The organism is Dyella sp. (genome assembly GCF_036746095.1).
Lineage (GTDB): Bacteria > Pseudomonadota > Gammaproteobacteria > Xanthomonadales > Rhodanobacteraceae > Dyella_B.
The window spans coordinates 22,380-45,381 of sequence record NZ_DAIOEU010000002.1; the positions used below are offsets into that span (position 1 = coordinate 22,380).

Sequence of the window (23,002 nt, forward strand, 5' to 3'; positions counted from 1 at the left end):
GGATTGTCATCCAGCCTACGTGATTGCCGGCAACACTCAAAGCAGCCTTATCGTCATTCCGGCGAAGGCCGAGGCGCTTTACAACAGCGAAGCTGGTCAATCCAGTTCAAATACACAGCACGAAGCACTCCTAACCTTTTTATGTCGTGTGCTTCGCACGCCATGTTTGCACTGGATTCCAGCCGCGCCGGAATGACGGCGAGGCGATGATGACCTTTTTCGCAAAACAGGCCACCCACAAAAAAAGGGCGCCACCGGCGCCCTTTTTCGACCATCAAGCAAAACCCTTACTGACCGCTCGACGACGCCGCTGCCGGCGCCGCGCTATCCGCAGGCGGCTTGGCAGCAGCATCGGCACCACCCGCGTTCTTGCCTTCGCCGCGCGTATACACGATCACCTTGGCGCCACCATCGCACTGGCCTACCACCTTGCCGTCGCCGGCCTGGTCCTTCGCCACCACGTCCAGCGAATAGTTCGACACGTTGTTGGCCTTGATCTTCGCATCGATGCTGGATTTCACGTCATCGCATGAAGCATGCGCAACGAACGATGCGGACAGCAGCGCAAGGGCCATCAAGCTGAAGCGGATTTTCATAGGAACCTCCTTGGTTGGGGTGAACCATGCGAGTGTAGAGGGATGCTCTGATCTATTCCATGCACCCAGCATGGCGTCCAGAGGGTTCGAAGGGGGTGCCACATGGCGCGGGGCAGACTGGCCGTCTGTACCGCTACCGCCGGAAGAACCCGGCTGCGTAGCATTCACCGACTTATCGGAAACGAGCGGGGCCGCCTTGCCGTGGGTGAGGTTGTCGACGGCCGCCGTGAGGTTGGCAATGCTGCTGGTGTTGGCGTTGACCTGCTGATTCCTGGCATAGAGTTCCGAACCATTGACGGCATCCGTGGTGGTGGTGCTGACATGATCAGCGGCAACATGGGTAATGCTGCGCTGCGCTCGCCGCCTGACACGCCAACAGTGCTGGAAGGTGGTCATGGAAATTACAGGCCTAACAGTGTCGGGTTGACCAGCTTGGATATGGCGCGTTGACGTATACGCTGGTGATCGGCACGCCGGAATTTATAGGCTTGGTCACAATGCGCGACGTTTCAAGCGCAAGTCGAATAGGTGGTATCGCGCGTCAGCAAAAGCTGACGCTTCTTCCAGGCATTGATGATTGTCTTTTTCATAGGCCAGCCTCCAACATACTCGTCACTTCCGCTTGGCCGCTGCATGCGCATCACTGCCCGACCGTGAGGTCCGGCGCGCCGCGACTTAAAAAACGAACACTTCTACTTCACATCAGTAACTTGGTACATACCGGTCGCGTGCCGGCCAAGCGGAAGTCTTTCTGTGCGATAACGCGTGCAATATTTGCTCGGCGGCAATCTCCTGATCCAAAGCGAACAGGACACCGACGACTACGCTAGCAAGCAATGGCAAGCCGGCGGCAAGGTGGTCATTGGCATGGACGGCGGTAGCGGCAACTTCAGCTACAACCAGAGCAAGACCAACATCACGGTCTGACCGAGGTTGTCCGGTGAGCGAGTGCAATGGCAGTCACAAGCCGGGCTGGCGAAGCGCAACCCGGCCCGTGTTTATGGCGACGCGGAGAGCGCCTGCTTGATCGCTTCCCTTGCCAGCTTATCCATCACCGCATAACCCTGCGCATTCGGATGCACGCCATCGATGGAGAGTTTGGCGATAAAACCGCGATGGCCATCGTCCAGCGCCGTGAAGTAGTCGACATAGGTCAAGCCATTCTGCTTGGCGTACGTCTTGATCCAGTCATTGAGTGCACGGATGCTTTCGACCGATTCAACGCCTGGCCGCCATGGATACCTGGCGGCAGGCGTCAGTGTGGCAAGAATCACGTGGATGTGGTGCGCTTGCGCCAGCTCCACCATGGTCTGGATGTTGTTCTCGATGTCCTGCAGCGTGGTCGGGCCGGTGTTGCCGGCGATGTCGTTGGTGCCCGCAAGAATGTGCACCACCGCCGGATGCAGGTCGATCACGTCCTGCCGAAAGCGCACCAGCATCTGCGGCGTGGTCTGTCCGCTGACGCCGCGGTCGAGCACGTCATCGGTGAAGATGCCTGGATCTGCATCGATCCATCCCTGCGTAATGGAATCGCCCATGAAGACCACGCGATGCGCCGTGGCTGCCGGCAGCTTGGCGTTGGCTTCGCGATAATGGCACAGGCCACCGAAGTCGAACGCCAGGCGTTGCTCCTCCCACGCCTTGGAGGCGGCCGCCAGGGCGGCTCTGGATTGCGGCAGCAAGGGACGCTTCGGACCGGCCAATGCGGGCGCTTCAGGCGGGGGAAGCAAGGTGTCGCACGGGTTGTCCACGATGCCGACGGTTGCGGCGGGAGGTTCGGTGCTGGATGAGCTTGCCGGCGCGGCGGTTTGCGCCATGCAGATGTTGCAAGTGAACGCCATGGCCAAGGCAAAAGAAACGAATGCCGAAACTTTCACGGTTATCTCCCCGTTTGGTTCTGCGTGCAGACCGCTGTAACAGTGGACTAGTTCCCCGTCTTCCCACACATGCGGCTTCGACTGGCTCAAGTCAACGTGCAAACCCGGACAACAGTGTCGCGCACATCGTGATCATTGCGAAAGACTGCATCTCCCTTGCGATGGTAGGGGAGCCAGGGTGACGTACGACCGAAGCGAGTCCTGAGGCTACGCGTCGCGGCGATCCAAGGCTGCACGCCAACGCACAAGCAACCATCCCGGCCCCGGAGGTATCCCCACGTTGGCTACTTCAGAAAAATCCGGGGTTGCATGAGCCCATTTCCAAGCGAACCGTCATTCCGGCGAAGGCCGGACGTAGCGCGAAGCGCGGACAACATCCGAAGGATGGCACCGAAGGGGGGAGCGAAGCGAATCATCCAGTCCAAATACGTCGTGCATTAGCACACATTTTTTTTTGCCGGGTGCTTCGCACGCCATATTTCACTGGATTGACCAGCTTCGCTGTTGTAAAGCGCCTCGGCCTCCGCCGGAACGACGAGCAAAAAAACGTGGGGAGACGTCAGCCCCTCCCTGTCGCAAGGGAGGGAGTCGATCATGGCGACCAATACGTACTGCCCGTAGCAAGCGACGTTCGATCAGGCCATCACAACTTCCTGATCTTGATATCCCTAAACCACAAGCGTATCGGCACTTCGCCCTTATCCTCCGTGCCCTGCAGCGAGATATGCCCTTGCTGGAACGTGGCGAAATCCGGCCACGCGGTGAACTTGCTCTTCGCCACCAGGCGCTTCCAGTCGTCCGACCACAACTGCGTATCGATCACTTTGTGGCCGTTCTGGAAAAACTGCACGTGCCCATGGTCGGCAATGATTTCAAAGTCGTTCCACTGCCCGGCTTCGTTCACCCATTCCACGTCCGAGGAAATCAGGTCGAACAAGTCGCCGGAACGTTCCTTGAGCACGCGACTGTCCGGCTTGGTGCAGGCGAGATCGGCAATCTGCATTTCCGGGCCGGTTTCGAAGGTGTACTGGTACTTGGGCGATTCGTGCACGTAGAACATCACGCCGCTGTCGGCGCAGGGGCTCATTTTCCAGGACAGCTTCAGGTCGAAATTGCCGTATTCGGCATCGGTAACCAGGTCCTGGAAATCGGCTTCGGGATCCTTCGGGCGCTTTTCCATCAGGATGGCGCCATCGCTCACCTTCCAATCCTTGCCCGGGGCTTTTGCGTGGTAGGAATGCCATCCGCCCAGGCTGTGGCCATCGAACAGCAACTGCCAGCCCTGCGCCTGTTCTTGCGGCGTGAGCGTGTTGTGCTGCTGCGCATGCACCATGCCGCATAGAACCAGGCTGGTGGTGGCCAACAAACTGCTCATCAATTTCTTGCGAATCATGTGCTGCCTCGTCGATGTCGTGGCCCGGTGCCGCGTGGGTCGTGCGGCACCGGGCCACCGGTCAGATACCCAGGTCGAAACCGATGTCCAGATACACCGAGCGTCCCAGCGCGCTGTAGTCGGTCACGTCGAAATACGGCCAACCGCTGTTGGTGTTATCCATCGGCGGACGCTTGTTGAACATATTGTTGGCAGTGACCGATACCGTGGTCTTGGGCGTCACCTTGTAGCCCACGCTGCCATTGAAGGTGATCCACGGGCCGATCTTCGGCCCGGTGCCGGCGTAGTTCCAGGTGTTGCCGTTGCGCAGGCCGTAGATCGTGCTGCTCCATTTGCCGATGTTCCAGGTGACCGTGCCGTTCACGCGGCTCTTGAACTCGTCGTTGTTGTTGCAGCACAGGTAATTGAGCGTCGGGTCGCCCGACTTCTCCTGATAGGTGTGCTTGAGTTCATCGTAGTAATCCAGGCCGAACTGGAACGAGCCAAAATTGTCGGTTTCCAGCCGGTACTTCACGCTGGACTGGACACCGGTCTGGTATTCCGACGCCACGTTGATGGGATAGGTGCTGACCTGCTTGATGACGTTCGCATTGATCGGGTCGGTCGCCGGATAACGCTGCACCTCGCCAATCACCTGCTGGCAGGTGGGCGAGTTGATGTCGTAGGTCTGCTCTCCATTGTCCGATACGCCAAGGCGGCAGTTGGCCTCTTCCGACAAGATTTGATCAGAACTCAACGTCACCACTTCGTTGTTGACGCGGATGATGTCGTAATCCACCGACCAGCTCAGGCGGTTGTCCGAGGTGGACCAGACGAAGCCAGCCGTATAGGTCTTGGCGGTGATATCCATCAAGTTCGTGTTGCCGGACGTCACCGACAGAATCGACAAGCCGTTGTACGGGCACTGCCCATACGTTGCCGGGTTGTAGCCAGCCACGCGGCATTTGTAATAGTCGGTGTTGGTGCTGTAGCCACTGCTGTGCGCGGAGAACAGATAGAACAGGTCGGGCGCGCGGAATGCCGTGGCGGCACTGGCCCGCACCAGCAGCGTATCGAACGGCCGGTATTCCAGGCCAAGTTTGTAAGTGGGGCGGCCGTGCCCTCTTCCACCGTAGTCGTATTTGTCGAAGCGTGCGGAAACGTCCGCCGTCAATTGCTTGAACAGCGGCACCTGCAGCTCGCCGCCAAAGGCGAACTGGCTGCTCGCACCGCCCGCCGTGGTAGTACCACCCACACCACGGAAATACCCTTCTGCGGCAAGCGGGCTGGCCGAGGCGTTGGCGAAACGCTGGTTGCTGGTCTGGGCGATCAGCGCGGCACCCACATCGCCTGCCGGCAACGAGAACAGGCTAGTCGTATTGGCGGTGAAGGTCTCGTTCTGCGTCCAGGAAGTGGACGCCGCGCGGTCGACGGCGGTGAATGCGTTGTACAGCGCGGGGGTGATGGGCTGGTACAGGCGATCAAGGTTGGGCGCGTAAATCTTGTAGCCGTTCGCATCCGTGCCGAGCAGCGGCCCGAGGTAATACTGGTCTATGCCATTGTTGGCCAGGAAATCACGCGACTTGCGCACCAGATCCGTTTGCGAACGGTTGTAGTAGGCGTCGTAGTTCCAATTATCGAAAAGCTCCCCGCGCACGCCAATGCTCACGTTGTACGTCTTGGTGAACACATGCTGCTCACCCGCGTCGGAGCCGGCTTCCTCCGGCGCGAAAATGCGCTGCCATTCCTCGTATTGCCCACTGGTCTGGTTATAGAACGTGTTGTTCCAGAACGGACTTCCGCCCACATAGGTGGGGTTGCTGTAGCTATACAAAGTATCGGCATACAACGTCGTGTGGTCGTTGATGTGATAGCGCAGTTGCAGCAGGCCATTGGCATCGGTTTCGTCGTTGGAAAGCGTGGCGTTGCCGACGTTCTTGGGGCTGCCGCAGTAGTAGCCGAGGCCTGGGCGGTAGCTGTACGTGGTGCTGCCGCGATACAGATAGCTCAGCGGTGCGCAGGTGTCGGCGCCTGGATCGATGTATTGACTGATGCTGGAGTTCAAGCGCAGAAAGCTGCGCGAGTTGACGCGGCCCGCTACATCCGGATCGTCATCCTGGGAATCGATGTAACTGCGCTGATAGCCCCAAATGGGATTCTCCTTGGACAGCTGCACGCCACCGCTGACATCCAGCTTGCCCCAGGTATGCCCGGAACTGATCTGCAAGCGCTTGCTGGCGCCGCCGCCCTCGGAGTAAGTGCCATAACGAAAACCGATGTGCGTGCCTTCGACGTGGTCCTTCAACACGATGTTCACCACGCCGGCAATCGCCGCCGAACCGTAGATCGATGACGCGCCACCGGTCAGCACGTCGATGCGATCGATCAAACCCACCGGGATATTGGAAATATCGGTGATGTTCAAGCTGCCGTTGTAAGCCAGCGGGTAGCTGGCCATCGGCCGGCCATTGAGCAAGGTCAGCGTGAAATCCGGACTCAGGCCGAACAGGCTGATGGTTTTCGCAGCCGGCGTGTAGCCGCCGGTGAATTGCGGGTCCTGCACCGAACCGTTCGCAACGGGGAGCGAACGCAGGGCGTCGTACGTGTCGACGAAACCTTGTTTCTCGATGTCTTTGGCGGTGATGGTGGTGACCGGTGACGATCCTTCGATCTGCGCCTGCGGGATCAGCGAGCCGGTAACCTGCACGATCTTGAGTTTCTTGGGTTTGTTCTGCTCCTGGTCGTTCTGCGGATTGTTGTTCGATGCGTTATTGCTTGCAGCCGTATTCTGTTGCGATGGTACCGCCGCTTGTTGCGCCAAGGCCTGCGAAATGGAACAGGCCAATAACGAGGCCGCGCACACGTACATCCACTGCGTCTTCATCAGGTACACCCTCCCCTTACGTCACAGTCAATTCGCCGCAGACGCGGCGATGCCCTAAGACGTCCCTATCCGCGATTGCCGCGCGCCCTCAAAGACGTCATTCCCGCGAAAGCGGGAATCCATTGCTCTGATGCAAGAGCGAAGATGGATTTCCGCTTTCGCAGGAATGACGGCCATAAAGCCAACGCCTCCTCCTCTTCCGCATCCAGCCAGCTCGCTCCCTTTCCCCTATCCTTCCGTGGTGCTTGCTCCCGGAAACGATTTCTCAGCCCCGCGCTGAGAACGAAGGCGGTGCATCGGTCGATTTGCTGCCCCATGCGCTATCGATGGAGCGCTGAAGTTCAAAGCGCAGATGCCCACCGTGTGCCGCGAATGACGACGGCAGCCAAGGCCTGGCATAGGCATGTCCATCCACCGACATCGCATGGATAAACCGGTTTTCGTTCGATGCATCCGGCGCATCGATCGTCACGTCGCCATCGGCGCGATGCACTACCGCGTGCGCAAACAGCGGGCTGCTTACCAGCAACTCCGCGCGCCCGGGAATTTCCGGATAAAGCCCCAATGCCGACCACACGCACCAGGACGACATCTCGCCGAGGTCATCGTTGCCGGGAATGCCATCGGGTGCGTTTTTCCAATAGCGCTCGAGCACGGTGCGGACGACGTCCTGCGTTTTGTAAGGCTGCCCGGCGAAGTCGTAGAGCCACGGCGTTTCTACCGAGGGCTCGTTGTTCAACTCGGCATGCAGCGGACCGGCATTGGTCACCGCCCACTGGCCGTGTTCGTCATGAAAGAAACCATCCAACCGCGCACTGGCTTTCGCCGTGCCGCCCATCGCCTGGAACAATCCCCGCGCGTCGAACGGCACCATCCACAGGTACACCGCCGCGCTGCCTTCCACGAAGCCGTCATCGGAGCCAGGCGAAAACGCCGGCCAGCTGCCGTCGGCGTTGCGGTTCTGGATATAGCCTTCCTGCGGCGTGGCCTTGGGGTTGTAGAGATTGCGCCAATAGCCGGCACGCACCAGGAAGCGTTGCGCATTCGCGCTGTCGTGCACGTCTTGGGCCAGTTGCGATAGCGCAAAATCCGCCGTCGCGTCTTCCAGCGTTTCGGCCGCCCCGCCCCATGAGTGCGATTGCGTGGCGATGTAATGCAGCTTCAGCCATTGCTCCAGCGATGGCCGCTCGCCGACGCATTCAACATTGCAACCGTCATCGGAAAGATCGTGTGCCGTGGGCACCGTTGCGGCATGCACCAGCGAGGCATAAGCGCCCTGCAGGTCGAAATCGCGGCCGCCGAATGCATAGATATCCGCCAGGGCAGGCCCGGAAGGATCGCCGCTCATCACATGCGTGCCGCCGCTGTTGTGCGTCCAGCGATCCCATTCGCCGTCGTTCTGCTTGGCCTGGTTGTACAGCGATTGGGCGATGTCGCTGCCCACGTCCGGCAGCAGCCAGGTCACCAGTTGCAATTGCGAGCGATAGACGTCCCAGCCCGAGAAGTTGGCGTACTGGTTTTTCTGCCCGCCTTCGAGGCGGTGAACGCGTTGATCGAAACCAAAGTATTCGCCGTTGACGTCGCTGAAGATGTTCGGATGCAACAGCGAGTGATACAGCGCCGTGTAGAACACCGTTTGCTGTTCTGCACTGCCGCCGTCGACCGCGATGCGGCCAAGCAGGTCGTTCCAGGCGTCCTTGGCGTGTTGCGCCACTTGCGCCACCGTCGCGTCCGCAGCGATTTCCGATTTCAGGTTGGCGCGCGCGTTATCCAGGCTGACATAGGAAATGCCTACGCGCACATGCACCGGGCCCTTGGCCGGATCGAACGCCACCCATGCCCCCGAGCCCTTGCCGGGTGTAGGAAAACCTTTTGCGTCGTAGCCGGTGCCGCCTTGGGCAGCGGTCGCTCCCTTCTGCACGCGTGCATCCTGCCAGACGCCGTTCGCCGTAAAGGACTGATCGAATTGCGCCACGAAATACAGCGTGTAATAGCTGCGTTGATCGGCCTTGGCCAGATAACCGCAGAAATTGCCGCTGCTGACCGAGCCGCTGACCGTGCGCGTATTGGCATCGACATCGATGGACGCATCACTGCTGCCCACTTCCGAATCAGACGCACGTATCAACAGGTTGGCCGGCTTGTGCGCGGGGAAGTCAAAGCTCGCCATGCCGCTGCGTGTGGCCGCGGCAAGGGTGACATCCACGCCATTGGCGAGCTTGACCTGGTAACTGCCGGGCGTGGCGTGTTCGCCTTCATGGCGGAAGTCCGCCGCATAGCGTTCATCGCGAAGGTCGGCCGAAGGCGAGGTCGTAATCGGCAGCGTGACCGGCATCAGCGGCACGTCGCCACCCGCGCCGGCACAACCGGCACCGGATAGATGCGTCAGGCTGAAGCCGCGTATGCGCCTGGCATCGTATTGATAGCCGCTGGGCGAGGCGGTGCGCACGTGCTTGCCGCGCGTGTTCTCCGGGCTCCACTGCAACATGCCGAACGGCATCACTGCGCCGGGATAGGTATTGCCGCCATTGCTGCTACCGATCAGTGGGTTGACCTTGTCGGCAAACCCACCCGGCTGCCCGGCGCTGGCAAAACTTGCTACTGCGAAAAGACTGCTGGCCAGCACCGCCATGCCCTGCCAACGCAACCCCGGGACCTGCCACAAAGAAAAGCACATGCCCATTCGCCCCACATGATTTATCGAATTTAAATCGATCTAAATGACAGTTCGAAAAAATGCGCACATGCGTCCCTACCAGCTTTGGACGCCTATACGCTTTGCATGACAACTGTCCCTTCGGGCCAAAAATAATACTTAATGACAGCCAGGGACATATGACCATCGTCATGGTTGGCAGGTGTGAAAACTTGCGGACGGCCTTGGCCGTATGCTCCGCCTCACTGCAACTTCCTTGCGAGGCGCAGCAGAGGTGAATACCGGCGCGCCTTCCGTGCCTGGCTGACGTGCACTGGAGGCACTCCATTTTTCGCCGCTGACGTGTGAACCGGCATCGGTCCTTTACTGGGCGTGTTCCTGCAAGCGCGCGGCTGACGCAGCGCGTGCATGTTTCGTCACGAAGCGTGGTGCGTACTCGATGAGCTGGCGGCGGCTGGAATGTCGTCGTCGCCTACGATAAGCCCGCGATAAGAATGTCGATCAGGCGTAAGGCTCGCGACGTCATGTCAGGTCGGTTGTCGGTATTGGCGAAGCCATACAAGGCATACATAAGGTCCAATGCCTGCACGTCGCGCTTGATGTCGCCGTTTTCCACGGCGCGCGTCACCAACAGATTGGCCGCAGTCATGATCTGCGCCGAGGAATATGCGGTCAGCGCCGACGTGTCGCCGGTCGAGGCGCTGAGCGCCGGCAAGATCAGTTTCTTCGTGCCTATGTAATCGACGAACAGGCGCATCCACGCACGCAGTGCTTCCACTGGCGTCTTCTTCTCCAGCAAGGCCGTGGCCGCTGCGCCAAGCTGTTCGGCTTCCTGCCGATAGATCGCCTCGAGGATGGCATTGCGCGTGGGGAAGTGCCGATACAGCGTGCCGATGCCGACGCCGGCACGGCGCGCAATCTCTTCCAGGCTTACGTCCGCACCCTGCTCCGCGAACGCGACCTTCGCCACGTCGGCCAGCCGACGGCGATTGCGCTGCGCGTCGGCACGCGGCTTGCGTACTGTTTTTAAAGCTTTTTTCGGCCTTTCCATGATGACCCTTGAAAAACGGAGGATTCCTCCACATAAAATATCCGGAGGTCGTCTCCGTTTTACGGCCATGATAGCCGGCCCGAACGCCCGCCGATATCGCGGCAGCCAATCCCGGCCCGCAACCTTCAAGCAACGAGGCAATGATGAGCAAGTCATTTGATGCAAGTTCGACCACCGACCAGGTTCTCGACGGTGTGGATCTCGCGGGTAAGCGCGTATTGATTACCGGTGTATCGGCCGGGCTGGGCGTGGAGACGGCACGGTCCTTGGCCGCACACGGCGCCCATGTAGTCGGCGCGGTGCGCGATATCGCCAAAGCCCGGCGCGCCACGCAAAGAGGGCTGGCCGATGCAAAAAAACCGGGCGGTCTTGAGCTGATCGAACTCGACCTGGCGTCATTGGCCAGCGTTCGCAAGTGCGCGGAGCAACTGCTGGCCCAGGGCGCCACCTTCGACCTGGTGATTGCCAACGCCGGCATCATGGCCTGTCCATTCGGCAAGACCGTGGATGGATTCGAGATGCAGTTCGGCACGAATCATCTTGGCCACTTCGTGCTGGTCAATCGCATCGCCTCGCTGATGAAGAACGGCAGCCGCCTGGTGAACCTGTCTTCTGCCGGCCATCGTTTTTCGGATGTGGATCTGGAAGACCCGAACTTCGATCGCACGCCGTACAACGATTGGGCTGCGTACGGTCGTTCAAAGACGGCCAATATTCTGTTTGCCGTCGAATTCGATCGCCGCCATAAGCCAAACGGTATTCGCGCGACGGCAGTGCATCCGGGCGGCATCCAGACGGAACTGACGCGCCACATGGACAGCACTGTGATTCAACAGCGCATCGAAGAAATCAACGCGCAGGCAAAGAAGGCTGGCAAGCCGCCCTTCCGATGGAAAACGCTTGAGCAAGGCGCAGCCACCACGGTATGGGCAGCGGCTGTTGCAGATGCGGACGAGGTCGGCGGGCGCTATTGCGAAGATTGCCACGTGGGCGAACCGCTGGGTGACAGTGAAGAAGCAGGGATGATCAGCGCAGGTGTGCGACCGTATGCGTTGGATGCCGAGCGGGCGAAAGCGTTGTGGGTGAAGAGTGAGGCGATGGTGGGAGAGCGGTTCTAAGCATTCTGGCTGTGCCTACCTCAAGCCCGTCATTCCCGCGAAAGCGGGAATCCATTTTCAGGCAGCCTCAGAGCAAAGTGGATTCCCGCTTTCGCGGGAATGACGGCCTTCAGGGCGATACCTCGATTCGCCCAACGCCCCAACAAGAGATCGTAGGCTGGGATGAAATCCCAGCGCTCTTGAAAGTTCTTATGCTCGGCTTTCATCCCAGCCTGCGAAAGCTGCGAGCCGATCGCTACCAAGTTCCACCCAACGCCTTGATCAACCCCACATCCGCCGCAAACCTGCGCCGCGACAACTCCACCAGCGCACGCGTCTGCGTCAGGTTCACGCTCTGCGTCGTCACCACTTCAAGATAATCGGTGGCGCCATCCTGATAACGAACCATCGCCAGATCAGCCGCTTTTGACGACGCATCCACCGCTCGCTGCTGCGCCATCGATTCATCGGCCAGCACATGCAGTGATGCCAGGTTGTCTTCCACTTGCTGGAAGGCGCTCAACACGGCCTGGCGATAATCCGCTGCCGCTGCATCGCGCGTTGCTTCGGCCGCGGACAGTTGTGCATGGCGGCGGCCGCCATCGAACAAGGTTCCGACCAGTGCCGGACCGATCGCCCAGAAGCGGCTTGGCAGTGTAGCCAATTGCGCCAAATGCGAGCTTTCAAAGCCGCCGGTCGCCGAGATCAGCAGATCGGGAAAGAACGCGGAGGTCGCTTCGCCGACATCGTCATTGGCGGCGGCCACCCGGCGCTCCGCCGCTGCAATATCGGGACGGCGTTGCAACAAGGTGGACGGCAAACCGGCAGGAATCGTCGGCAACGGCAACGCTCTATGGACTGGCGGCAAACTGAAATCCGCCGGCGGCACACCCATCAGCACGGCCATGGCATGCTCGCGTTGCGCACGCGCCTCGCCCAGATCGATCCACTGCGCCTTGGCCGCTTGCAGCTGCGTTTGGGCCTGTTCCAGTTCCGATTCCGATGCAATGCCGCCATCGAATTGCGTCTGCACCAGATCCTTCGCCTTGGCGTAATTGTCGACCAGTTGCTTCACCAGCGCCGCTTCCACGTCGATCTGACGCAAGTCCACGTAGTCGAGCGCAAGTTCCGCATGCATGCTCAAGCGCATCGATGCGAGATCCGCGTCGCTGGCCTGCGCACGCGCGTTGGCAGCATCCACGGCATGGCCAATGCGATCGAACAGATCAGGCTCCCAGGATGCGCTTACGCCCGCAGCGTAATCCTGCACGGTGCGCCCGGCCAACGAGTGACCGAGCACATCCTTGGACGTGTGATTGCTATTGGCATCGGCACCTGCGGTCACTTGCGGAAAGTACGACGAGCGCGCCACGCCGATCATCGCGCGTGCCTGTTGCAGATTGGCCAGGCTTTTCTGGATGTTCTGGTTGCCCACGTCGACCCGCGCTTCCAGTTCGTCCAGCGTGGCGTCGTTGAATACCTTCCACCATTCGCCGCGATCCGCGACGTCGCCCGGTTGCGCAGCCACCCAACCTTGCGGCGGCGTGCTTTCCTTGTAATGCATGGGCACCGTCACCGACGGACGCACATAGGCTGGACCGGGCGTGCAGCCCGACATGGCCGCGATGCCCATCACCGCTGCCAACAGATAAGCAAATTTCATCACGTGCTTGCGTGCGACCATGACCGCGCTCCTCATCACGCCGAGGTGGCGGGATGCTGGTTGATGCGAACCGCCTGCCCCGCACTGATCGCATCGCTGGGGTTGACCACGACTTGCTCATTACCAGCAAGGCCGCTGCGAATTTCCACGCGCGTGCCGAAATCACGCCCCAGTGTGACCGTGCGCAGGCTTACCACACCATGCGTATCGACCACCGCCACCTGCACGCCATGCGGGCGGAATAGCAAAGCGTTGGCAGGTAACGAAAGACCAGGGTTCGCATTGGCAAGCGTCAGGCTGACCTGGGCAAATGCACCGGGCAACAACGTGCCATCCGGATTGTCCATGTCCACTTCCACACGCAAGCTGCGGCTGCGCGGATCGATGGCGCCCGACGTGCGCGTCACCGTGCCGGCGAACGTGCGGCCGGGATACTGCGACAAACTCAACTGCGCCTTCGTGCCGGCGGCAACGTATGGCGCATCGTCCTGCGGCACGTTGACGAACACACGCAGCCGATCGGTTTGCGACAACTCGAATAACGGAGCGGGCGCGCCGCTGTTGCCGGCATCGATCAACGCACCGACATCCACATTGCGCACGGTGATCACGCCATCGAACGGCGCATACACCTTCTCGTAGGATTGCAATTGCTCCAGCCGTTTCACATTGGCGAGCGCGGCCGCCAGCGTGGCCTGCTTCGCTTTCATGATGCTGATGTTTTCCTCGGCGGATTGCCGGGATACCGCATTCTTCTTGAGCAAGTCCGCCCAGCGATCCGCCGTGACCTTGGCAATTTGATAATTGGCCGACGCCATGGCTGCATCCGAGCGCGCCTGGTCCAGTTGCGCATCCACTTCAGGCGCTTCGATCTCGGCCAGCAACTGTCCGCTGTGCGCGTGCGTGCCGATGTCGGCGTACCAGGCTTTCACATAGCCACTGGTACGCGCGTAGATCGCGGCGCGCTGATAGGCCTGGATATCGCCGGGCAGCATCAGCTCCTGCTGCGTGGCTGCGCGCATGGGCGTGATCACGGCAACGGTCGGTTTGCTCAAGGCGGCCGTCTGCTGCGCCACCTGGTCGCGTGCGACCAGGCGCGGCAGGCCGCCGGCGGCGAGCGCCGCGCAGACAGCCGCTGCAACCAGCGTGATGATCAGTCGGGATTTCGAGCGATTCATGAGTCGGCTCCGGTCAGACCGAGGGATAAGGCAAGGAGGAGGATTCGTCTTCCGAGGTACCCGCGTGTGCACGCAGCCACTGATGCACGGCGGCGAACAACGTCGGCACGAACACCAGCGTGGCAACGGTGCCGAACATCAGGCCGCCGATCACGGCACGGCCCAGCGGCGCGTTCTGCTCGCCGCCATCGCCCAGGCCCAGCGCCATGGGCAGCATGCCGATCAGCATCGCCAATGCGGTCATCAGTACGGGGCGGAAACGCGTGCCCCCGGCATCGAACGCCGCTTCGATCGGCGTTGCGCCAGCCGCCAGGCGTTCGCGCGCGAAACTCACCACCAGGATACTATTGGCAGTGGCGATGCCCACGCACATGATCGCGCCTGTCAAGGCCGGCACGCTGATCGTGGTGTGCGTCACGTACAACATCCACGTGATGCCCGCCAACGCACCCGGCAGGCCGCTGATGATCACCAGCGGGTCCACCCACGATTGGAAATTCACCACCATCAGCGCGTACACCAGCAGCACCGCAAACAGCAGCCCGAACAGCAAGCCTTGGAACGAGGACTGCATGGTCTGCACCACGCCACGCACGACAATGCTGGAACCGGCCGGCAATTGCGTTTCGGCCTGTTTCACCAGCTTCTGCACGTCGGTCGACACGGCACCCAGGTCGCGCCCCTGCACGCCGGCAAAGACGTCGATCACCGGCTGCACGTTGTAGTGCGACACCACCGCATCCTGCGAAGTACGCGACACGCTGCTGAGCGAACCGAGGATCGGCGGCACACCCTGAGGGTTGTTACCGGTGGTGACGCTCAGCGGAATATTGCCCAGTGCCTGCAACGAATCGATGGTGTATTGCGGCGACTCGGTCAGCAGTGGATAGCTCACGCCGTTCTTGGGATTCAACCAGAAATTCGGCGAGGTCTGCGAGCTGCCCGAGAGCGCAATCAACAGGTCCTGTGCAATCGTGCGCTGCTGGAAGCCGGCTTCCAGTGCCTCGACGCGATCGACGTTCACATTGATCGACGGCGCATCATTCGGCTGCTGGATGCGCGGATCGACCAGCCCGGGCACGTTGCGCAAGGAGCGCAGCAGGTTTTCCGCCACCTGGCGATTACCTTCGGCATCCTTGCCGACGACCTGCACGTCGATCGGCGATGGCAGGCCGAAATCCAATGTCTGGCTGATGATATCCGCCGGCAGGAACGAGAACGTGATGCCGGGAAATGCCTGGTTGAGGCGGTCGCGCAACAGCGTTTCGTATTGCGCGGTAGGTTTGTGATCGGCCTTCAGGCTGACCAGGATGTCCGCGTCGGACGAACCCACCGGCAGCGAGGAGTCGTACGTCATGTTGATGCCGCTGACCGGCAAGCCGATGTTGTCGATCACCGTGTCCAGCTCGGAGGCCGGAATCATCGTACGGATGCGCTGCTCCACCTGATCCACCAGGCGCGCGGTCTGTTCGATGCGCGTGCCGGTCTGCGCACGCAGGTGCAGGCGGATTTCGCCGGTGTCGGAGGAGGGAAAGAAATCGCGGCCGAGCACCGGCAGCAACAGCAGCGATGCGCCGCAGGCAACCGCGAAGATCACCGCAACACGCTTCGGATGCGCGATAGCCATCTGCAGCGCGTGCTTGTATTGGCCATGCAAGGCATCAAAGCCGTGCTCGAAACGTTGCTGGAAACGGCGCAGCGCCCGGAACCGCCCTGCTCCTTCCTGGCCAGCGCGCTTCTCGTGCTTGAGCATGTACATCGCCAGCGTGGGAATCAGCGTGCGCGAAAACACGTACGACGCCAGCATCGCGAACACCACCGCTTCGGCCAACGGCACGAACAGATAGCGCGCCACGCCCGACAGCAGGAACATCGGCAGGAACACGATGCAGATGGAAAGCGTCGACACCAGCGTCGGCAAGGCAATCTGTGCGGAGGCGTCGATAATCGCCTGCATCAGCGCTTTGCCCGAGTCGCGATGATGGCTGATCGCTTCGATCGCCACCGTGGCGTCGTCAACCAGAATACCGACCGCCAACGCCAGGCCGCCCAGCGTCATGATGTTGATCGTCTGCCCCAGCGCCGACAGCACGATCAGCGAGGTGATCACGGCCAGCGGGATGGTGATGGCGATGATCAGTGTGGAACGCCAGCTGCCGAGGAACAGCAGGATCATGATCGCGGTAAGCCCCGCGGCGATCACGCCCTCGCGCACCACGCCGGCCACGGCGGAGCTGACGAAAATCGATTGATCGGATACCGGCTTGATTTGCAGCGCCTTCGGCAAACCGGCGGCGATTTTCGGCAGCAAGTTCTTGACGTTCTGGATGATGTCCAGCGTCGAGGCGTCACCGCTCTTTTCCACCTGCAGCAGGGCCGAGCGCGTGCCGTTCACGCGCACGATATTGGTTTGCGGCGCATAGCCGTCGCGCACGTTCGCCACGTCGCGCAGGTAGATCACGCCGCCTTGCGTCGCCTTGACCGGCATGTCGTTCAACTCGGCCACCGTGGCCGGGCTGCCGTTCATGTTGACGTTGTATTCCCGCGTACCGATTTTGGCCGTGCCGCCGGGCAGGATCAGGTTTTGCGCATTGACCGCGTTGACCACATCCAGCGGCGACAGGCCACGTGCCTGCATCGCCTGCGCATTGAGATCTACCACCACCTGCCGCACCTTGCCGCCGAACGGCAGCGGCACCGCCGCACCCTGCACCGTGGCCAGCTGCGTGCGGATGAAGTTGTTGCCCAGGTCGTACAGCTGCTGCTCGGACAGTGTTTTGCTGGATAGCGCCAGCTGCAGGATCGGTACTGTGGACGCGTTATAGGAGATCACCAGCGGCGGCAACGTGCCCGGCGGCAGCACGCGAATGATCGATTGCGCGCTGGATACCGCCTCGGCGATCGCACGGTTAATATCCGCACCCTGGTGGAAATACACTTTGACCACCGCCGTGCCGTTGACGGTCTGCGATTCCACGTGCTCGATGTTGTCCACGTCGGAGGTGAGCGCGCGCTCGAACGGCGTCGTGATGCGGTTGGCCATGTCATCGGCGGAAAAGCCGTTGTAGGTCCAGACGATGCTCAGCACCGGGATATTGATGTTCGGGAAAATATCCGTGGGCGTGCGCAGGATCATCAGCGGGCCGATGATGAAGAGCAGCAACGCCAGCACGACGAAGGTGTACGGCCGGCGCAGCGCCAGGTGAACGATCCACATATCGAGCCCCTTGCCGGGCCAACCGGCCTTTGAACGGAAGATGGTTCAGAGGCTAGGCGTCGGGTGCTTGCCGGGTACTGACAAGGACCTGACGATTTTGTAATCGGGGGCGATGCGGCCTTCGCCCCCCATGGAAATTACGCGGGCATTTGCGCAACTGACAATTTTGTAATCGCAGGCGGCCAGGCATACGACTATGATCTGCTTACCCCAAGGGCGAGAACCCCCATGCGCCTGCTCGTAGTCGAAGACGAAAAGAAGGCCGGCGAGTACCTGAAGAAGGGTCTCGAGGAATCCGGCTTCACTGTCGACATCGCCACCAATGGCATCGATGGCCTGCATAACGCGCTGGAAGAAGACTATGGATTGATCGTGCTCGACATCATGCTGCCGGGCATGGACGGCTGGGAGGTACTGAAGCGCCTGCGCGCCAAGCGCGACACGCCCGTGCTGTTCCTCACCGCGATGGACGAACTGGAAGAGCGCGTTCGCGGCCTGGAACTGGGCGCCGACGATTACCTGGTCAAGCCATTCGCCTTCGTCGAACTGCTGGCGCGCATCCGCACCCTGCTCCGCCGCGGCCCGCCCCGCGACGTGGAACACGTGCACATCGGCGACCTGGAAATCGATGCCATCCGCCGGCGCGTGCGGCGCGGTGGCCAGCGTATCGAACTTACGCCGCGCGAATTCTCGTTGCTGCAATTGCTGGCGCGCCGCCGCGGCGAAGTACTGAGCCGCACGCAAATCGCTTCCTACGTGTGGGACATGAATTTCGACAGCGACACCAACGTGGTGGAAGTGGCCATCCGCCGGCTGCGCACGAAGATCGACGAAGGCTTCGACATAAAGCTGATCCACACCGTGCGCGGCATGGGCTACGTGCTCGATCTCGAACACGAGGGTGAGTAATGCGCCTGTCACTCACCGCGCGGCTCACCATCACGTTCGTGGTGATCACCGTGGCCTGTTTCAGCGTGGTGGGCCTGCTGTTGTTCAAAGTGGTTTCGCGGCGCGTCTATATCCATGACCAGACCAACATCATGCTGGATGCGCGGCACCTGCGCAGGCTGGCCGAAGAGTTGCAATCGGCCGATGATCTTGCCGCGCACAAGGACCGGTTGATCGCCTTGGTGCTGGGCGACAATGCCAACGGCCTGCGCGTTGTCGATCGTGGCGGCCGCATGCTGATCGATCACATTCCCTTGCGCTACGAGCTGCCTGCCCAGCCGGTCGTCCCGGAAAACCAGCGCATCGTGCCGGAAAGCATCCAATCGTGGAAAGACCATGACGGCAACGAGATACGCGGCGTCGCGACGGCCGCCACGCTGAAAAATGGCGATTCGGTGACCATTGCCGTGGCGCGTTCGCTGGCAGACCGCACCGCCTTGCTGGACAAGTATCGCGACGACGTATGGCTTTCCTTGCTGGCGGGCTTGCTGGTTGCGGTCCTGCTGAGCTATCTGCTGGTGCGCCGTGCGCTGCGTCCGCTCAGGGCGATGGCGGAAAGCGCTTCGGCCATCACCGCGCAGCGCCTGAGCACGCGCATGCCGCTGGAGGACGCGCCGACCGAATTGCTCGCGTTGGCCGCGTCGTTGAACGACATGCTCGCACGCTTGGAACAAGGTTTTGCGCGCGTATGGCAATTCACGGTGGACTTGGCACACGACTTGCGCACGCCCATCGGCAATCTGCGCGGCGCCAACGAAGTCGCCTTGAACCGGCGCCGCTCCCTGGACGAATACGAGGCGCTGCTCGGTTCCAATATCGAAGAATGCGACCGCGTCAGCCGCACCATCGAAAGCGTGCTGTTCCTGGCGCGTGCGGAAAGCCCGCAATTTGCGATGCAACGCCTGGAACTGGATACGGAACTGGAACTGCTGCGCATTGCCGACTACTTCGAAGGACTTTCGGCCGAGGCGGGTGTGACGATCGAGGTGGATGCCTCGGCGTGCGTGCATGCTGATCGTGATTTGTTTCGCCGCGCCGTCAGCAACCTCCTTTCCAACGCGCTGCGCTATACGCCCGCCGGGGATGCCATTCACCTGCGTGCCATGCATACCGAGCAAGGTGTGGACGTCAGCGTGGAGAACCCTGGCAAGGGGATTGAACCGGAGCACCTGGACAAGCTGTTTGACCGCTTCTATCGCGTGGACCGCTCACGCAGTGATTCGGCGACGTCTACCGGCTTGGGGCTGTCGATCGTGAAAAGCATCATGGAATTGCATGGCGGGTCGGTGTCGGTGTGGAGTCATGCAAACGTCACGTGTTTTACGCTGCATTTTCCACCGCCGCAAGGTAGATCCCCATGAACATTCACGTTCCTCAGTTCCTCATGGCCGTCATTCCCGCGAGAGCGGGAATCCATCTTGCCTGTTGCATGAGAGCAAATGGATTCCCGCTTTCGCGGGAATGACGACCATTAGGGTAATCGCATGACATGGTTTGCAACGTCATGTATCACAATGCTGGGGTTCGCACCTCACCCTACGCAAAGACCCGCTCCGACCACCCGAGACACCCACCATGGCCAGCAAAACCAAGATCCCAGGCGTAAGCACCTACGACGGACCAGCCGGTGGCTGGGGTGCATTGCGCGCCGTCGCCAAAGCCATTGGCGGGCAGATGGCGATCGGCCGCGAAACCGCCGCGCTGCGCCGCGTGAACAAACCCGCGGGCTTCGATTGTCCCGGTTGCGCGTGGCCCGATCCCAAGCACACCAGCTCGTTCGAGTTCTGCGAGAACGGTGCCAAGGCAGTTTCATGGGAAGCGACGGCCAAACGCGTGCGGCCGGAGTTCTTCGCCGCCAATACGGTGACCTCGCTATGGAACTTAAGCGACTACGCGTTGGAAAGCCTGGGCCGCATTACGCACCCGATGGCGTACGACGCCAGCACCGACACCTACGTCGCCATGGCATGGAGCGAGGCGATGGAACGCATCGGCGCAGCGCTGCGCGCCTTGCCCGATCCACGCATGGCGGAGTTCTATACCTCCGGCCGCGCCTCCAACGAAGCCGCGTTCCTGTATCAGATTTTCGTGCGCGAGTACGGCGCGAACAATTTCCCCGATTGTTCAAACATGTGCCACGAAGCCACCAGCGTAGGCCTGCCGCAGTCCATCGGCGTGGGCAAAGGCACGGTGACACTGGATGACTTCGACCATTGCGACGCGCTGTTCTGCATCGGCCACAACCCCGGCACCAACCATCCGCGCATGCTCGCCACCTTGCGCGAGGTCGCCAAGCGCGGCGTACCGATCATTGCGGTCAACCCGTTGCCCGAACGCGGACTGGAACGCTTCACCTCGCCGCAAGATCCGGTGGAAATGGTCGCCGGCATGTCCACGCCGATCGCTTCCACCTATTACCAGATCAAGTCGGGCGGCGACCTGGCCATGCTGAAAGGCATGATGAAGTGGCTGTTCGATGAAGACCGCAACGCCATCGGCAAAGGCGTGGCCGGTGTGCTCGACCACGAATTCCTTCGTGAACACACCACCGGCATCGATGCGCTGCGGGCCGATATCGATGGCACCTCATGGGATGCCATCGTCGCCAAGTGCGGGCTGTCGCGCGAGGAGATCGAGGCGATCGCCAAGGTCTACGCACAGGCCAAGCGTGTCATCGTGTGCTATGGCATGGGCATCACCCAGCACGCGCATGGCACGGAAAACGTGCAGCAAATTGCCAACCTGTTGCTGTTGCGCGGGAACATCGGCCGCGAAGGCGCTGGCATCTGCCCGTTGCGCGGCCACTCCAACGTGCAGGGCAATCGCACCGTCGGCATCACCGAAAAACCCAACGATGCGCTGATTGCCGGCATCCAGCGCGCCTTCGGCTTCACCGTGCCGAAAGAACATGGGCACGATGCCGTGCGCGCCATCCAGGCGATCCGGGACGGCCAATCGAAAGTGCTGATCAGCCTGGGCGGCAATCTCGCCGTGGCCATGTCCGATCCGGAAGCCACCTTCGCCGCGTTGCGCAACCTTGACCTGGCGGTACACATCACCACCAAGCTCAACCGCTCGCATCTGCTTATCGGCAAGCAATCCATCATCCTGCCCTGCCTGGGCCGCACGGAATTGGACATCCAGGCCGAAGGCCCGCAATCCATCACGGTGGAAGATTCCATGTCCATGGTGCACGCCTCCGCGGGCGAGCTGGCGCCGGCTTCTGAACACCTGCGCTCAGAACCGTGGATCGTCGCGCATATCGCCAAGGCCACGCTGCCGAATACGCGCGTCGAATGGGATGCGCTGGTAGCCAACTACGATCGCATTCGCGAAAAGATCGCCATCGTGTATCCCGATTTCCTCGACTACAACGAACGCATTCGCCAACCCGGCGGCTTCCGGCTCTACATTGCCGCCTCCGAACGAAAGTGGGCGACGCTGGACGGCAAGGCGCATCTGTTGGTAGCACGCGGCCTGGACGAAGACCCCGCCCTTCCCGCCAAGCACCTGAAGCTCACCACCATCCGCTCGCACGACCAGTACAACACCACCATCTACAGCTTGAACGACCGCTACCGCGGCATCACCGGCCGGCGCGACGTGGTGTTCGTCAACGCGGATGACTTGAAAGCCAGCGGATTGCAACACGGCGACCGCATCGACGTGGAAGTGGTCGGCCCTCACGCCGCCGACAGCCACGGCAATGCGCGTGCCGTGCGCGGCTTTGTCGCGGTGGCCTACCCCATCGCCGCCGGCACCGTGGCGATCTATTACCCGGAAGGCAACTGCCTGGTCGGCCTCGACAGCTTCGATCCCGAATCGGGCACGCCGACGTATAAATCGGTACCGGTGTCATTGCGCCGGTCGCGCGTGAAGGCGCTGCCGGTGGATGCATGACGAAATCCCGACAACGCGTACTGCGCGAATCGCTTGCTCCATCGAGCGGGAATCAACACGTAGGTTGGGTTAACGAAGCGTAACGAATTGACGCAAAGATATTGGGTTACGCTGCGCCATCCCAGTTGCGCACTTGGTCCGATGCAAACCAACACAGCCGCGTCGGCTACGAATCAGCCGCCAACATCACGCACCAAGCCATACGTCATTGACGCATACGCCGTTGACGCACTAAGCGTGCTTCCACGCTAAAGAGGATGTATCCGATCCGATGGTGATCGTCGAGACGCATATATTCATTGCGCTCGTCAAAGAACATATGACGGACGACGAATACTCCGAATTCTTGGATTATTTGGTGGAAAACCCTAAAGCAGGGAAAGTCATTCAAGGAGCAGGTGGCCTTCGGAAGATCCGATGGATGGGACGAGGCAAGGGAAAGCGTGGCGGCAGTCGGTGAAATCACGCGAGGTGAACGATCACCCGCGCGTGAATTCAACATGGGCCCCGATGACATTAAGGCGTTGCGCGCCAAGATTGGGTTGTCTCAACCCAAGTTTGCA

General features: G+C 60.9%; 16 protein-coding genes. 6 read left to right on the forward strand and 10 right to left on the reverse strand.

The window, feature by feature from the left end:
* Window positions 1–287: 287 nt before the first annotated feature.
* On the reverse strand, window positions 288–992 hold the full coding sequence (locus tag V7M64_RS01255; protein ID WP_333676460.1) for a DUF1161 domain-containing protein: 705 nt from the start codon (window positions 990–992) through the stop codon (window positions 288–290).
* A 369-nt stretch (window positions 993–1,361) separates the two neighbouring features.
* On the opposite strand from V7M64_RS01255, the gene V7M64_RS01260 reads away from it, so the two are divergent.
* On the forward strand, window positions 1,362–1,523 hold the full coding sequence (locus V7M64_RS01260; protein ID WP_333676461.1) for a hypothetical protein: 162 nt from the start codon (window positions 1,362–1,364) through the stop codon (window positions 1,521–1,523).
* A gap of 71 nt (window positions 1,524–1,594) precedes the next feature.
* Here the strand turns inward: V7M64_RS01260 and V7M64_RS01265 are convergent, their stop codons facing one another.
* The 5 genes from V7M64_RS01265 to V7M64_RS01285 all read right to left on the reverse strand — a co-directional run bounded on the left by V7M64_RS01265 (window position 1,595) and on the right by V7M64_RS01285 (window position 10,436).
* On the reverse strand, window positions 1,595–2,473 hold the full coding sequence (locus V7M64_RS01265; RefSeq protein WP_333676462.1) for an SGNH/GDSL hydrolase family protein: 879 nt from the start codon (window positions 2,471–2,473) through the stop codon (window positions 1,595–1,597).
* A gap of 643 nt (window positions 2,474–3,116) precedes the next feature.
* A complete protein-coding gene (locus V7M64_RS01270; protein WP_333676463.1) occupies window positions 3,117–3,866 on the reverse strand; it encodes a DUF1080 domain-containing protein in 750 nt (249 codons plus the stop codon).
* 61 nt (window positions 3,867–3,927) lie between these two features.
* On the reverse strand, window positions 3,928–6,729 hold the full coding sequence (locus V7M64_RS01275) for a TonB-dependent receptor (RefSeq protein WP_333676464.1): 2,802 nt from the start codon (window positions 6,727–6,729) through the stop codon (window positions 3,928–3,930).
* A gap of 265 nt (window positions 6,730–6,994) precedes the next feature.
* A complete protein-coding gene (locus tag V7M64_RS01280; protein ID WP_333676465.1) occupies window positions 6,995–9,406 on the reverse strand; it encodes a GH92 family glycosyl hydrolase in 2,412 nt (803 codons plus the stop codon).
* Window positions 9,407–9,857: 451 nt separating this feature from the next.
* Window positions 9,858–10,436, reverse strand: coding sequence for a TetR/AcrR family transcriptional regulator (locus V7M64_RS01285; protein WP_333676466.1), 579 nt, complete (start codon window positions 10,434–10,436; stop codon window positions 9,858–9,860).
* Between the two features lie 143 nt (window positions 10,437–10,579).
* Here V7M64_RS01285 and V7M64_RS01290 point away from each other — a divergent pair, with 143 nt between their 5' ends.
* Window positions 10,580–11,554 carry an SDR family NAD(P)-dependent oxidoreductase gene (locus tag V7M64_RS01290; protein WP_333676467.1) on the forward strand — a complete coding sequence of 325 codons (975 nt, stop codon included), beginning with the start codon at window positions 10,580–10,582 and terminating at the stop codon, window positions 11,552–11,554.
* Between the two features lie 29 nt (window positions 11,555–11,583).
* Here V7M64_RS01290 and V7M64_RS01295 read toward each other — a convergent pair whose 3' ends face one another.
* Genes V7M64_RS01295 through V7M64_RS01310 form a run of 4 tightly spaced genes read right to left on the reverse strand, consistent with a single transcriptional unit; the run spans window position 11,584 to window position 17,591 of the window.
* Complete coding sequence (locus V7M64_RS01295; protein ID WP_333676469.1) at window positions 11,584–11,760, reverse strand: hypothetical protein; 177 nt, start codon at window positions 11,758–11,760, stop codon at window positions 11,584–11,586.
* A gap of 29 nt (window positions 11,761–11,789) precedes the next feature.
* Window positions 11,790–13,217 carry an efflux transporter outer membrane subunit gene (locus V7M64_RS01300; RefSeq protein WP_333676470.1) on the reverse strand — a complete coding sequence of 476 codons (1,428 nt, stop codon included), beginning with the start codon at window positions 13,215–13,217 and terminating at the stop codon, window positions 11,790–11,792.
* Window positions 13,218–13,231: 14 nt separating this feature from the next.
* A complete protein-coding gene (locus V7M64_RS01305) occupies window positions 13,232–14,374 on the reverse strand; it encodes an efflux RND transporter periplasmic adaptor subunit (RefSeq protein WP_333676472.1) in 1,143 nt (380 codons plus the stop codon).
* Window positions 14,375–14,387: 13 nt separating this feature from the next.
* Window positions 14,388–17,591: an efflux RND transporter permease subunit gene (locus tag V7M64_RS01310; RefSeq protein WP_333676473.1), complete on the reverse strand. Its 3,204-nt coding sequence runs from the start codon at window positions 17,589–17,591 to the stop codon at window positions 14,388–14,390.
* A 228-nt stretch (window positions 17,592–17,819) separates the two neighbouring features.
* Between V7M64_RS01310 and V7M64_RS01315 the strand changes: the two genes are divergently transcribed.
* The 4 genes from V7M64_RS01315 to V7M64_RS01330 all read left to right on the forward strand — a co-directional run bounded on the left by V7M64_RS01315 (window position 17,820) and on the right by V7M64_RS01330 (window position 22,899).
* Window positions 17,820–18,500 (forward strand): heavy metal response regulator transcription factor, encoded by a 681-nt coding sequence (locus tag V7M64_RS01315; RefSeq protein WP_333676474.1) that lies wholly within the window; start codon window positions 17,820–17,822, stop codon window positions 18,498–18,500.
* On the forward strand, window positions 18,500–19,900 hold the full coding sequence (locus tag V7M64_RS01320) for a heavy metal sensor histidine kinase (RefSeq protein ID WP_333676475.1): 1,401 nt from the start codon (window positions 18,500–18,502) through the stop codon (window positions 19,898–19,900). The genes V7M64_RS01315 and V7M64_RS01320 overlap by 1 nt, the downstream gene beginning before the upstream one ends.
* 214 nt (window positions 19,901–20,114) lie before the next feature.
* Window positions 20,115–22,439: an FdhF/YdeP family oxidoreductase gene (locus tag V7M64_RS01325; protein ID WP_333676476.1), complete on the forward strand. Its 2,325-nt coding sequence runs from the start codon at window positions 20,115–20,117 to the stop codon at window positions 22,437–22,439.
* A gap of 271 nt (window positions 22,440–22,710) precedes the next feature.
* Window positions 22,711–22,899 carry a hypothetical protein gene (locus V7M64_RS01330; protein ID WP_333676477.1) on the forward strand — a complete coding sequence of 63 codons (189 nt, stop codon included), beginning with the start codon at window positions 22,711–22,713 and terminating at the stop codon, window positions 22,897–22,899.
* The last annotated feature ends 103 nt before the right edge of the window (window positions 22,900–23,002 follow it).